The organism is uncultured Methanobrevibacter sp., assembly GCF_937881195.1.
Lineage (GTDB): Archaea > Methanobacteriota > Methanobacteria > Methanobacteriales > Methanobacteriaceae > Methanobinarius.
Window position 1 is genome coordinate 79885 of record NZ_CALGFC010000017.1, and the last position, 14798, is coordinate 94682.

Sequence of the window (14798 nt, forward strand, 5' to 3'; positions counted from 1 at the left end):
TTTTACACCTCACCACATTGTTTAACAATTTCCTCTTGAACAGATTTCACCTTTGCAGGGAATTCTTCTTCAGAAACAAATTTCAATCTACCAATTTCCTCTTTAACATTGAGTCCAATAAGATCTTTTGATGATGCTCCTCTTTCTAAAGCTTTATTAGCTTCTCTTTGGAAGGAAACAATAGTTCTTAAAAGTTCAAATTGTTTTAAAGGAGAACAATAAGTATCAACTTCATGATATGCATTTTGTTGTAAGAAATCTTCTCTTAACATACGAGTAGTTTCTAATGTAACTTGTTCACTATCTGGAAGTGCATCAGGACCAACGAGTTGTACAATTTCCTGAAGTTCAGATTCTTTTTGTAATAAAACCATAGCTTCATCACGAAGAGATCTCCAATCTCCACCAACACTTCCTTTCCACCATTCTTGTACACTATCTACATACAAGGAATAACTTTGTAACCAATCAATTGAAGGGAAGTGACGTTTATCTGCAAGTGATGCATCTAATGCCCAAAATACTTTACAAATACGTAATGTATTTTGTGTAACAGGTTCAGATAAATCTCCACCAGGAGGTGAAACTGCTCCAACAACAGAGACAGATGAAACTTTACTTTCACTTCCAATTGTATTGACTCTTCCAGCTCTTTCATAGAACTGAGCAAGTCTTGAAGCAAGATATGCAGGATATCCTTCTTCACCAGGCATTTCTTCAAGTCTTCCTGAAATTTCCCTCATAGCTTCTGCCCAACGAGATGTTGAATCTGCCATAAGAGCTACATCATAACCTTGATCACGGAAGTATTCTGCAATAGTAATTCCAGTATATACACAAGCTTCACGAGCTGCAACAGGCATGTTAGAAGTATTAGCTATAAGAACTGTTCTATCCATTAAAGGATTCCCAGTCTTTGGATCTTCAAGCTCAGGAAACTCTAAAAGTACTTCAGTCATTTCGTTTCCACGTTCTCCACAACCAACATATACAACAATGTCTGCATCTGCCCATTTAGCTAATTGTTGTTGAGTAACAGTTTTACCTGCACCAAATGGTCCAGGAATAGCTGCTGTACCACCTTTAGCTACAGGGAAGAAAGTATCCAATACTCTTTGACCTGTAACAAGAGGTACATCTGGATCAAGTTTTTCTTTATAAGGTCTACCTTTTCTAACTGGCCATTTTTGAAGCATTTGAACTTTTTTAATTCCATCTTTAGTTTCAATCTCAGCAATATCTTCTATTACTGTAAATTCTCCACTTGAAACAATACTTTTTACTGTACCTTCAATAGTTGGAGGAAGTAAAATTTTTTGAAGAACTGCAGAAGTTTCTTGAACTTCACCAAGAATGTCTCCACCTTTTACTTGATCTCCTACTTTAGCTACTGGTTTAAAAGTCCATTTTTTCTCTTTATCAATAGATGGTACATCTACACCTCTTTCAATAAAGTCACCAGTTTTAGATTTAATAACTTCAAGAGGTCTTTGAATTCCATCAAAAATTGAACCCATAATACCGGGACCAAGTTCTACAGATAATGGTCCACCAGTACTTTCTATCTTCTCACCAGGCCTTAAACCCGCTGTTTCTTCATAAACCTGAATGGTTGCAGTATCGCCTTCAAGCTCAATTATTTCACCAATAAGCTTATCGTTACCAACCTTAACCATTTCATGCATTTGAGTTCCTCTCATCCCATCAGCGACGATAACAGGACCTGCAATTTTAATAATATTTCCTTCAGTAATCATTTAACCATCTCTACCCCAATAACTCTTTTAATAAGTTCACCCATAGGGTCATTATCCCTATTAGATGGGCCAGATTTATCCGGTATTTCAATAATCATTGGTAATACATCAGAACCAATTTTTTTGTCAATATATTCCCTAATATTATCAGCTATAACTTCTGTGATAATGATAATTGAAATTTCGTTATTCATTAATTCATCTAATGCATTTTTCGCATCTTCATTTGTTTCTACAATTTTACTTACTTTTACTCCACCAAGTTGAAAACCAGTGACAGTATCAATATCACCAATTACTGCTACAGAGGATTTCACACTAACATCTCCTTAAGTTCAGATATTGGGAAGTTAATTTCTCTTTTAGCACGAACAATAATTTTTAAATTTTTAATCTCTCTTTCTTTTTGACTTAAAAATCCTAAAATTGGGCCAATACCTAATGGTTTTCTTAAAGATAGAGATTTAGCATTATTAATAAGATATTCGTCTAAAGTTTTTTCAAATATAGAAACTGAACCAGTTTCATTATATTCAGAAAGAGCATCAGCAAGAATATTTGAAAAATCAGTACCTTCTAAACTAGATATAACACCAGCTACATCTTCAGATTCCATTAAGTCTTTTAATTTCCATTCCCTCAATTTATATCCATTTTGTATCATATATGGGGAAGTCTTATCATAAGATAACCCATCTGCTTTTGCCCTAATAATTAATTTAAGATTAGAAACATCTACTTGATCACCAACATAAGAATATAAAACCTGAGAATTCTCATCAGAAGGTGTTCCAGATGATTCTAAAAGGTTTTGCAAATAATATTTATCTAAAGCAGATTCTAGCGGCAATATCATGCCTAATTCTTCATATTCAGGAATTGCATCTTCAAGAATAGCAGAATATTCAGTACCATCTAAACCTGTTATAACCTCATTTATATTATTTGCATCAGCTAATTGTTCAATTTCCCCATATAATTTTCCAGTGGGAATTAAAAGGTTCAAAGTCGCTTTTTTATCCATACCCATTTGTTTAGCTGCAAGTAAACTTTTTATATTAGTTATATCTGACTTTTTAGCTAAAGCATAAAATGACTTTTGAACTTTTTTAGGAGCTATTCTTGAGAGTAAATCATAAGTTTCTGCAAGTTGAATATCAAATGCTTTTTCAAGTTCAAAATTATCAACATATTCTGCATAGTCAGGAAATCCTCTAAGATAATTTTTAACTTCATCAAGAGTATTAGATTCAACAATTTCAGAAATTTGTTTTTCATCAAATAGTCTTCCTTTTCTAGCTCTTACTCTTGCAATAGGATGGAGATAAGGATAAATATCCAATACGGGTCTGCTTGTAATAATAACAATAATTGCGCCTACCACAACAACTGCAATAACAGCCAATGCAATAAATGCTTCTGGAGATATTCCAAATTGACTTAACAATGCAGTAATTTCATCAGCCATAATTCTCTCTCCTAACTAAATAAAATTTTAGCAACTTCAGATCTTAGTGCCTTCTTATATCTTAACATTCTTGCTTCTATAGTATTGTTAACTTCTATTTCACCATTTTTAGTTTTTATTACAGCACCACCAATGGCATCAATAGATTCACCAAACTCTAATGAAGTATCTTTATCTGTTTTAGATTTAATATCATTAGCTATTGCATTAATATCAGTAATTTTAGACTTATCTTCTTCTTTAACATGAACAGTTAAATCTCCACCACCAATTTCAATTGCTGCTTCTTTAATCATTTTGATTAAAGCATCAACATATTCATCAGTGTTGGAAGAGGATATATCTTTTAATTCTGCATTAGCTTTTTCGAAAGCTGATTCTATTACTTCTTCTCTTGCCTCTAATCCCATTCTTCTGGAATTCATCTTAGCTTCAGATATTATTTGCTGATATCTCATGTCAGATTGTTTTTTCGCATCATCCAATATTTTACTCTTTTCAAGTTCCGCTTGTTTATTTCCATTATCAATAATGGAATTAACTTCAACTTCAGCTTCTTGGAGGATTTTATCAGCATTAGTCTGAGCTTCAGACATTATATTAGAGACAATTTTTTCTGTCCCAGAGCTCATTTAATTGACCTCCATTTAACCTAAAATTCCGCCGAATACCATGAGTAATATAGCTATTAAGAAACCATAAATAGCCTGAGTTTCTGGTAATGCAGAGAAAATAATACCTTGAGCAAACATACTTTTTTCTTCAACAATTGCTCCAACAGAGGAAGCTGCAGCTATACCTTGACCCATACCAGAACCAAGACCTGCAAATCCAATAGATGCACCTACACCAATAGCAACAAGACCTGCTGTAGTTGAAAGACCTTCTCCTCCACCAAGTAATCCAGAAAATACAAGTAATAATATAGCAATCAAGAAACCATAAATAGCCTGAGTTTCTGGTAATGCAGAGAAAATAATACCTTGAGCAAACATACCTTTATCTTCTGCTACAGCACCTACACTCCCTGCTGCTGCCATTCCTTGACCTAAACCTGATCCTAAACCTGCAAATCCAATAGCTACCCCAGCACCAATCGCTGCAAGAGCAGTACCTAATGCAATTTCTACTGCCATAATTTTTATCTCCTTAATTATTTAATTATAATCTTACGATTTAATATATTAACATTTTAAAATTTTTTAAAGTTGTAATTTAACAATTTAAAATCAAATAACAATCAAAATCAAATTAATATTCAATTAAATTTGTTATTTTAAAATTAAATATCTTTATTATTTATTATACCAAAATTAACTATTGATACTCCATAATAAATGATATTTAATAAATGATATTTAATAAATGATTTTTATAAATTAATAAACATACACATTATTCTTCTTTTAATTTAGTAAAAGTTCTTTTTGCACTAAATGGGTCGAAATTATTTTTACCTCCCATAAAGAACTGAGCAAAAAATTCAACGTAATTCAAACGAAGTGCATTGATAAATCCACCCAATACTTGGAACATAAAGTTTACCATATGGCCAAATAAGAATATTATTATTGCAAGTATAATTCCAATTCCTGGAACCATTCCATTTACCATATCAGCTAAGATATTAACAGTCATTGCAATTCCTCCAGTAGCTAAACAAAGAGCTAAAAGACGAGCATAAGACAAAATATCGCCCATGAATGAAAAAATATCCATTAATGCGTATAAACCTCCACCCCATACAAGTAATATTAAACTAAGTATAAGAAGTGCTATACCAATACCCATTCCAATAATACCAATAGATGGCATCATGAAACCAATTGCTAAAAATACGATACCTGCTTCTAAGAAAAACCAAACAATTTGAGAACTAATAGCTTCTTTCTTATTTCCATATCTCCAATTGTTGATCATCCCTAAAATAAAACCAATATTTGTATAAATTACCCCTATAATTATAGCTAAAATAAGAATATTTTGAGGTTGTTTAAATGCATCTATTGCAGGTATAACTGTTGGAAGAGGTACACCTAAGAATCTTGGAACAAAATCTCCAATGAAACCCCCAGTAAGAAGCCCCATTATTATTGCCCATATTCCACACATTATAAATATTGCACCAAAACTTTTCATAGTATTATTAACTTTGCCCATACCAGTGTATAAAAGAATACCGATTATTGAAACAAAAATACCATAAAATGCATCGGTTAAATTAAAACCAAAGAAAAATGGTAATGTGATTGCAACCAATATTGTAGGATCAATTTCCTTATATTTTAAGGGAGAATACATATCTACAATTACTTCATATGGTTTTGCATACCAATTATTATTATGAAGAACAGGAACATCTTCGTCATTATCACCAATGTCTTCAACTTCAACAATTGCATGTCCTTCACTAGATGTAGTTATTACTTCAGTAGTCTCAACTACTTTCTTTAAAGGAACCCATGCTTCTAGCATGGTTGTTTTATCAGTTTGACCAAAAGTAGCGAAAATTTCATTTCTCTCTTTTTCAATTTCTAACTGTTCTTTTAAAACTAAAATATCTTGATCATACTTCTCAGCAACTTCTTTAAGTTCTGATAAAAGTATTTCTTTATCTTTTTCTGCTTCTGAAATTTTTGATTCTGAATAGCTAATAATTTCAGAAGGCTTTCCTTCTAAACCACTAACATCATACTTTTCAAACTCATATTTCCTAAGCAAAGAATATATATCTTCTTTATATTCATTCAAGGTAATGACAATAAGAATTTCATCATTATTTTTTTTATTACCTTTATTTTTTTTGCCATCACTAACAACATTAGGACCTTGTAATATCTCTAAATTGTCAGTTACTGCATTTGCTTTTTCTTTAAATTTTAAAGCATTTTCAACATTAATCCTTCCGACAAGTGTTGTTGTGTACTTAGTATCACTTAAGAGTGCCAAATCTAAATCAAAATTATTTAATTTATTAGCTAACTCTTTATTTGACTGTAATTCAGTCATTACACCATCGAGAGCTGAAATTTTATCTTCTATAACACCTGTTTGCGACTCTACTTCATTTAAGACGGATTCTGCCCTATTAACTAATCCATCAGTATCCAATTTTTCCACTTCTCTCTTTTCAGGAATTGGAGGTTTTACAAAAGATTTTATCATATCTTTTATACTTCCCTTACCTTCCAAAACATTACCAAAAGTTTCAGAAAGTCCTGTAGTTTTCATAAGAAGTGAAGAAACCTTACCAGTTTGCGAAGTTGCTTTTGAAGGTGATAAAAGTTGCGCCCATTCAGGATTCTGTTGAACACGCTCAGAAATATCATCAATTTGAGCAATACCCTTCTCATGCAATTCACTAACTAGCTTTTCAGAGTATTGATCTAATGTTATTATCTTAAGTTTACGCATTCTCTCTGTTTGGAACATTCCTCTCACACTACAATATATTTTTAACAATAATTGAAGCAGCTTCATCAACATTAGCCATAGACTTGTCTTTAATAGACATTACATCATTTTTAGCTTTAGATGTTATAGAATTAGCTTCTTTTCTTGCATTTTCTTCTGCTTTAAAAATAGTATCTTTAGCTTCTTCATTAGCTGAGTTCTTAGCTGTCTGGATAGACTCATCAGATTTAATTTTAGAATCTTCGATTAATTGAACAGATTTAACCTTAGAATCTTCAATTAATTGATCAGCATCGTTTTCAGCTTTTTTAATCTTTGTAATAGCTTCCGATATCGCTGTCATAATTAACCACCATGGTAAATGAAAGTTTTATTATGCATTATATATATCTTTTTCTACTTGCCCCTAATAGAAAACCAAAAGGAAATTTTTAATAATTAAGAAGTAAAAGGTATTAACTTAATTATTAAACTCTTTAAAATTCAATAAAAGCTAAAAATAAAATTTGAATAAGAAATAAAAAGATTTCAAATAAATATAATCAGATAAAAAAATGATATAATTAAGGACAATACTATAATGGGCCATAAAATTGTTAAAAAAGAAACAAAAATGATTAGAAAAAATAAAAAAATATTAATAAAAGTGAAACTTATAATAAAAATAATATAACATTATATATTTTTTATATAAAATATTAGTGAGATAGTTAGTATCTAAATTGACATATAAAATTTGAAATAAATGTATAAATATTTTAAAAAATTTTAGAAAAAATTTAAAGCAAATATCCAAATTATATCATAAACGGATAAATTTAATAATATATATTATTAATATAATTAGTAAATTAATTAGTAAGTTAATTAAGAATTTAATTAGTAAATTAATTATAATAAATTAGTAAATTAATAAATTAGTAAATTAATAAAATTCAACCTATATTTTTGTAAATTCATAATAAGAATATAAAATTGGAACTATTACTACTAAAAAAACAGATATTAACAATCCAACAATAATATATATAATATTACTACTAAGAAGTGTAGCTAATGAATATATAATTAATATAAACCCACCAACCATTGATGTGTAAGAAGCTAATTTATGAGTTTTTTTCCAAATTAGATCATTTTTTAGAGTCCAGCGATTTTTAATGACAAAAATATTATTAGATTTTCTATTTTCCAAGAAATAACTTAAAAAAATAAAAAAAACAGCCAATAAAATCGAAATTAAAAAAAATAAATCAATAGAAGATTTGCTAAAAAAATCAACATTTAAATTATTAAACCCCATTAGAAAAACAAAAATCCAACTTAAAAAAATCAAGATTAAAATTATCCCTGAAACTAAATTATTTCTAATATTGTTTTTTTCTAAATCAATCCCATTATAGTAAGAATAAAAAATATAAATTGAAGTAATAATAATTGGGAGAATACCGAAAAAAGGAATAAACCATCTAAATCCCAAAAAATTCATATTTTCGAAAAGATTACTATAAATTGGAAAAATATTAGGAAGCCCAAAAGTTACTAATATCAATGTTATTAAATTTAATATTGTTAAAGGAAATATGAATTTGATAATTCTCATAAAAACAAACCTTTATTAAAAAATAAAAATGCACCTATAATCTGTAATGATTATAATAAAATCATAATAATTAAAAATAAATAAAATAATATTATTGAAAATAAATAATAAGCTAATTTATGATAAATTTATAATATTATTAACATTTATATTATTATTAATAATCATAATATTATTTATTGATTTAATTTTAATAATTATAAATAAATTAATAAATTTTAGTCAAATAAATCTATTTAGATATTATATAATTTTAAATGGTATTTTTTATAGCATATCATTTGTAATTACTACTGAGTAATGCTAATATCTATTTTTTGTATTAAAAAATCTTGATATTGATTTCGGTAACTTATTTGCATAAGCCAAAACGGATATTACTATGAAAAATATTCCAATTATCAAAAAATATAAATTGAACAAAGGTTCCAAAAAAGCAAGTCCAACAGAAGCAAAAATTATACCTTCAACTAGTAAAACAGCCTTTTTCCATTCAGGTATAAAAACAATTAGTGGATAAGCAATACCAAGCAAAAATAATATTGTACTTGTAGCCATCGTGTTGTTGTTAAGAGTTGTTCCTCCAAGATTGAAAAAAGGTAATAAACCCCAAGTAATCATAATAAATGCAAATACTATTGAAAATTGTTGAATTCTACTATATGACATAAATCTTCTCCATGAATATTAATATAAAAATATATACAATAAACTAATTAATCGGTCATAATAAATAATCTTTTCTAAAATATTTAATATTAAATCTTTAAAAAATAATTATTAAAAATAAAATATTACATTTAAATGTAATTTAATAAATATAAATAATTTAAGAATAGTCTAAATCATCAATATTATTAAATTCAACAGGATTGCCTTCTTTATCAATACTTTCTGTTGTGATTAAAACTATTTTTGAGTTTTTAAATAAATTGAAAACAAAATACCCAATATAAACAATACAAAGAATATATAAAACTAATGAATTATAACTAACTACAAATAAAATAAGAAATAGCAATAATATATGAATGTAAATAGTTCCAAAATTCCTTTTTTTGAGTATTACATGTTTTGAATCTGATGACATGATTTTATAACGATTATCCAAAAATTTTTCGGCTATATCTTCCATATCATCGAAATTTTTTGCTTTTAATATTATTGGTTCACTCATTATCCCACAATTTATTTAAAATAACAAAATATTATATATTAACAACCAAATCATCTAAAGATTTTCTTGAAGTATCTCTACCAAGATCATTAGGGTATCCTAAAGGAGTAAATAAAACAGGTTCATATTCTTCATCAAGCTGTAAAAGTTCTTGAGCAGCATATTTTTTAAAAGCTCCTATGAAACATGTGCCAATTCCTAAATCAGTTGCTTGTAAAATTATATGATCCATTACAATTCCTGCATCAATATCACTAATATTTTTTCCATCCCATGGACGTACCCAAGATTTACCCGGTGCCATTGCTAAACATAAAACTATGGGAGCTTCAACAAACCATGGCTGAGGGTAAATTTTTTTCAATGCATCCTTATTTTTTTCAGTATCAATGACATAAATCTTAAATGCTTGAGCATTTACTCCAGTTGGCGCAAGAATTCCTGCATTAAGAATTTTATCAAGCTTTTGTTTTTCAATAGGATCTTTTTTATATCCCCTTACACTATACCTTTTTTCAATAAGTTCTGAAAATTCCATGAAAAATCCCTTCAATTATATTATAACCTTTGATTTATATTCTAAGGATAATTATAAAATATAATTATAAAATATTTAAATATTATAAAATAATTCTAACTAGTCATAATATTTAAATATATTATTTATTACTTTATCCATATATTACTTTAAAAAAAATAAAATAATTAGAAATAGAATATACTAAAACATAATATTTAAAGATAAAATATTTAAGAATATACTATTTAGAAATAGAATATTTGAAAATAAAATATTTAAAAATATTATTAAAATTAACATGCAAATAATTAAAATAGAATTTTATTATAATTTTATTATAGTTTTATTATAATATTAATTATAAAATTTTAATAATAAATTAATTATAAAATTTTAATAATAAGATAATAATAAAATTAATTATATTTTTTTAATACCTCTACCTCTTTTAGTTCCAGGCTTTCTATAGTGAGATTTAGGCCTTGTTCTTTTATTAGTTCCTTTTACTTTTGCCATTTTATTTCACCTCCATGATTATAATATTTTTATAAGTATAATCTTAATTAAATCTTATTCAGATTTTAATTAAATTTTAGTTAAATTTTTAACAATAATTTTTATATTTCCTATTTAATTTAAACATTTCTATTTTTAAAGAAAATATTAGGTAAATTTTTAAAATAATTTTATAAATAATAAAAAACTTTTATAAATAATAAAAAATCAAAGATTTTTGAATCTATAAAAAAACAAGTTTTTTATAAATAATAAAAAATCAAAGATTTTTAAATCTATAAAAATAGAAAATTTTTATAAATAATAAAAAATTTATTCAAGAAACTATAAAAATAGATTATTAAATTTATGAAATACAAAATAGAAAGAATACTAAATAAAAGGATGTTTAGACAGAGAAACAGAAAAATAAAATGATAAATAAAAGAATAATTTAAAAAAAGAATATTTAAAATGATATTACCATAGAAATAAGATTCTTATCTAAAAAATTCATATCAAATAAATATTCTTTTTCATAATATCCAATAGCCAGTTCGTTTGTAAGCATAATAATCACACTGATATTCTGTCCATTTCCAATTTAAAACATGACCCATTTCATGATAGACAACAAAAGGATCCATATAAGCAATAATAACACGAGTAGCTTTGATCCCATTATTATATGTAATTCCCAGAGTGTAATCATTCCCTGCATATCCTTCAAATACTGAAACATATTTACTTAACTCATTAATACTTTTCTGATAATTATCTTTTGGATTATTGTAATAGACTTTAATAGGATTATTGAGTAAAACAGTATTATTCCATTCTACATAATAAGGAACTGATTTGACATATATAGTTTTTTTTACATAATTACCTACTGAATCATAAGTATAGATAGCTATTTCTAAAGTCCCAATCTCTTTATAACTAATTTTTGCATTTAAATTCCATGTTTTATATTTTGTATTTTTATTGGAACTATCATCAAGCCAAAAATAATATTTACTCCCTCTTATCTTTGCAAAAACTTTTTTAGAAGTATTATCTGCAATGTTTTTGATATAAAATGTATTACCCGCAATAATCGATTTAACATTAGATTTTACTGAAATTACTTTTGGAGGTATGTTGTCTACTCTAAAATAAGTCAAATCTTTAAAAATAACATTTTTAGAATCTATAGCTTTTACAATAAGCCTATATTTACCCGATTTATAATTTTTTGTATTTAAATAATAATACCAATACCCATAATTACTTTTTTTAAATTTATAACTTTTTTTATTAGAAATATAACCATGAACTTTTTTAATAGAATTAGATGTATATATCCTTATTTTAATTTTACCTCCTGACTTGACAACCTCTTTAGATTTTTTAATCCCTAAAATTTTATTTCTATTCATACTTAAAGATTTAGAGTCCATTGAACTGATATTGGAGCTCAAATTTTGAGTGTTATAATCATTAATATTATTGTTTCTAGTCTGATTGTTAGTTTGATTTGTATGTTCATTAATATCTGTAGCAGAAACAACACTTAGAGTGATCAAGAGAGAAATTAATAGAGTTAAAACTAAAAAAAATTTTTTATACAAAAAAACATCCCCATATCCTATAAAATTATTTATACTTAATAAATCGCTTATTATTAATTTAACCCCAGATAATTCAATATAATACTTAAAAAAATTTTACTTATAAATTTATATTATATATGTTTATTATATTAATTTTTTTATTTATTTCCAGTATAATCCAAAAATATATTTCAAATATCCACGAAATATAAATCAATATAATGTTATATGAGCAATATTGTAAAATAAAATAATTTTTAAAAGATTTTAAAACCTTAAAATTAATAAATAGTAAAAATAAACCTCTTAAATTTAATATAGATCATTTATTTTTTAAATAACTCATAATATTCACCATAACCTTCTTTTTTAAGATCTTTGACAGGTATGAATCTTAAAGATGCTGAATTTATACAATATCTTTTACCTCCCCTTTCTATAGGCCCATCATCAAATAAATGTCCTAAATGAGATTTGCCTATTTTACTTTTGACTTCAGTTCTAACCATTCCATGAGAATTATCTTGATTTTCCTCAACAGTGTCATGATCAATAGTTTTAGTAAATGAAGGCCAACCACAATTAGAATCAAACTTATCTAAAGATGTGAAAAGAGGTTCTCCACTAACAATATCAACAAAAATTCCCTCTTCATTAAATTTATCATACTTACCAGTAAATGGTGCTTCTGTAGCACTATTTTGTGTAACATTAAATTCAATTTCAGATAATCTTTTTAGCTTTTCTTCTTTCTCTTCAGGAGTGAAATATTTATAATTACACTCATCAAATTCATAATCATCAATAAGTTCAGAGCTAACACTTTCAATTTCCAATATATCTTTAGGAATTAGATCTAAATCAATATGACAATAACCACTAGGATTTTTATCTAAATATTTTTGATGATAATCTTCAGCTTCATAAAAAGTCCTGAGTGGTTTTATTTCAGTGACAACTGATTTATTTTTTTCACCATATTTATTCTTTTCTTCAGAAAAAACTTTATTTATAATAGATAAATCTTTTGAAGCATCTCTAGAACCATCTGATACATAATAAATCCCAGTACGATACTGTTTACCAATATCTGCCCCTTGTTGGTTCAAAGTTGTTGGGTCGATTATTTTAAAGAATTCTTCAAGCAATCTTTTAAGAGAGATAATATTTTTATTATATACTATCTTAACAGTTTCAGCATGACCAGTATCTATGCTGCAAACTTCCTCATAGCTAGGATTAGGTATGAACCCATTTGCATAACCTACTTTCGTATCAATGACTCCCTTTAACTTTGAAAAATAAGCTTCAATTCCCCAAAAACATCCTCCTGCAAAATAGATTGTTTTAAGGTCATTATTATTAAAATCTAAGCTTTTGTCAGAATTTTTGTTATTTTTTTGTTCTTCATTTTTGAAAATAATATCTCCTCCAAAAAAATTTTGAAAGTTTTTAAAAATTTCAAACTTGTTATTATTTATATATTAAGAAATAAATAATATTTTTCATTTATATTTAATATTAAAAAATAATAAAAATAATAATAAAAATAAAATTAATAAAAAGAAAAATAAAAATAATAAAAATAATTATGAAAAAGATAATGATACAAATAATATAATGTAATAATCCTAGTATCAAAATAAGAATAAAATGATATAATGATACAAATAAGAAATAGATAAAAAAATAATATATTAAAAAGAGATATTTTAATTAGATTAATTTAATAATAAAAAAATTAATCATCTAACGATTTATTTAAATCTCCACAATAAGAAATATCACTAATATCACAAAACTTTCTAAATTCCTCTTCATCATTAGTTTCTTCTTTTACATGAGCAATGATTCCAGGTATTCTACCAATCATAAATACCCCAAAACCATCAGCACTTGAAAATCCCATATCTGAGAGTAAAGCTGCATTAGCTCCATCAACATTAATACAAATCTTTTTTTCTTTAAAAAGTAATTCTTCAATAGCTAAAGCAAGTTTGGTATGAGGACCCATGAAATTTTCATCTTTAGCAAGACTCATTAACTTTGCTCCACGTGGGTCTTTACTATGATACCTATGACCAAAACCAGGGATCTTTTTATTTTTTATTTTATATGTATCTAAAAGATTTTTTGCAATATTTTCAGAAGTTTCATTAGGATTCAATTCAATTAATTTTTGAAATAAGTCCATAGAATCCTCAATAGCTCCAGCATGATTTTTTCCAAAAGAAAGTAACCCCCCAGCTAAAGATACATTTAATGGAGATCCTGAAGAAGCAATCAACCTTGAACTTTGAGTACTTGGTGGAGTCACACCGTGATCACAAAAGGATATTAAAATATGATTAAGCATTTTAGATTCCTTATGAGAAGGAATTTCCCCTTTTAATAGAAGATAAACCATTTCAGAAAAGCTAATATTATTTATTAAATCTTCTTGAGAGTAACCCCTCGTGATAATTTTATTTTGTTGGATTTTAGTAATTGAAGTTCTTATTCTGTGATTATTCTCACTGCTTTTCAATAGTTTTTCATCAATTTTCATTTTAATACCCCCTATAAAATTATGAATTTATAACTTTCAATCTTTATATTATTAAAAAATGAATTAAATAATTAAATTATTTTAAAAATAAAATTAATAGAAAAATTAGTTCTATTAAAAAAATTACTCATCATAGACAATAATTACTATAATATAACTACAATAATACTATAATATAACTACAATAATACTATAATATAACTACAATAATACTATAATAT

Annotated in this window: 14 protein-coding genes; all 14 read right to left on the reverse strand. The window is 26.3% G+C overall.

All coding sequences use genetic code 11. The features are described from left to right. Positions 1-2: 2 nt before the first annotated feature. The 14 genes from Q0087_RS02140 to Q0087_RS02205 all read right to left on the reverse strand — a co-directional run bounded on the left by Q0087_RS02140 (position 3) and on the right by Q0087_RS02205 (position 14577). Complete coding sequence (locus Q0087_RS02140) at positions 3-1757, reverse strand: ATP synthase subunit A (protein WP_297897994.1); 1755 nt, start codon at positions 1755-1757, stop codon at positions 3-5. Beyond that, positions 1754-2074: a V-type ATP synthase subunit F gene (locus Q0087_RS02145; protein ID WP_297897996.1), complete on the reverse strand. Its 321-nt coding sequence runs from the start codon at positions 2072-2074 to the stop codon at positions 1754-1756. The genes Q0087_RS02140 and Q0087_RS02145 overlap by 4 nt, the downstream gene beginning before the upstream one ends. Next, positions 2071-3225, reverse strand: coding sequence for a V-type ATP synthase subunit C (locus tag Q0087_RS02150; protein ID WP_297897998.1), 1155 nt, complete (start codon positions 3223-3225; stop codon positions 2071-2073). Before Q0087_RS02150 ends, Q0087_RS02145 begins: the two co-directional genes overlap by 4 nt. An 11-nt stretch (positions 3226-3236) precedes the next feature. Then, positions 3237-3857 carry a V-type proton ATPase subunit E gene (locus Q0087_RS02155; protein ID WP_297897999.1) on the reverse strand — a complete coding sequence of 207 codons (621 nt, stop codon included), beginning with the start codon at positions 3855-3857 and terminating at the stop codon, positions 3237-3239. Between the two features lie 15 nt (positions 3858-3872). After that, positions 3873-4361 carry a V-type ATP synthase subunit K gene (locus Q0087_RS02160; protein WP_297898001.1) on the reverse strand — a complete coding sequence of 163 codons (489 nt, stop codon included), beginning with the start codon at positions 4359-4361 and terminating at the stop codon, positions 3873-3875. A 259-nt stretch (positions 4362-4620) separates the two neighbouring features. Further along, a complete protein-coding gene (locus tag Q0087_RS02165; protein WP_297898003.1) occupies positions 4621-6657 on the reverse strand; it encodes a V-type ATP synthase subunit I in 2037 nt (678 codons plus the stop codon). A 10-nt stretch (positions 6658-6667) separates the two neighbouring features. Then, entirely contained in the window at positions 6668-6982 is a 315-nt protein-coding gene (gene ahaH / locus Q0087_RS02170; RefSeq protein ID WP_297898005.1) for an ATP synthase archaeal subunit H, read from the reverse strand. A gap of 597 nt (positions 6983-7579) precedes the next feature. Then, a complete protein-coding gene (locus Q0087_RS02175; protein WP_297898007.1) occupies positions 7580-8242 on the reverse strand; it encodes an SdpI family protein in 663 nt (220 codons plus the stop codon). 303 nt (positions 8243-8545) lie between these two features. Then, positions 8546-8911, reverse strand: a complete 366-nt coding sequence (locus Q0087_RS02180; protein WP_297898009.1) for a hypothetical protein — start codon at positions 8909-8911, stop codon at positions 8546-8548. Between the two features lie 160 nt (positions 8912-9071). Next, the gene (locus Q0087_RS02185) at positions 9072-9419 is read right to left on the reverse strand and encodes a hypothetical protein (protein WP_297898011.1); all 348 of its coding nucleotides are present in this window, start codon (positions 9417-9419) and stop codon (positions 9072-9074) included. Between the two features lie 31 nt (positions 9420-9450). Continuing rightward, positions 9451-9957: a nitroreductase family protein gene (locus tag Q0087_RS02190; RefSeq protein ID WP_297898013.1), complete on the reverse strand. Its 507-nt coding sequence runs from the start codon at positions 9955-9957 to the stop codon at positions 9451-9453. A 1013-nt stretch (positions 9958-10970) separates the two neighbouring features. Continuing rightward, entirely contained in the window at positions 10971-12047 is a 1077-nt protein-coding gene (locus tag Q0087_RS02195) for a hypothetical protein (RefSeq protein WP_297898015.1), read from the reverse strand. A 308-nt stretch (positions 12048-12355) separates the two neighbouring features. Then, positions 12356-13510, reverse strand: a complete 1155-nt coding sequence (msrA, locus tag Q0087_RS02200) for a peptide-methionine (S)-S-oxide reductase MsrA (protein WP_333658291.1) — start codon at positions 13508-13510, stop codon at positions 12356-12358. 260 nt (positions 13511-13770) lie between these two features. Then, positions 13771-14577 (reverse strand): citryl-CoA lyase, encoded by an 807-nt coding sequence (locus tag Q0087_RS02205; RefSeq protein WP_297898017.1) that lies wholly within the window; start codon positions 14575-14577, stop codon positions 13771-13773. Positions 14578-14798: the final 221 nt, after the last annotated feature.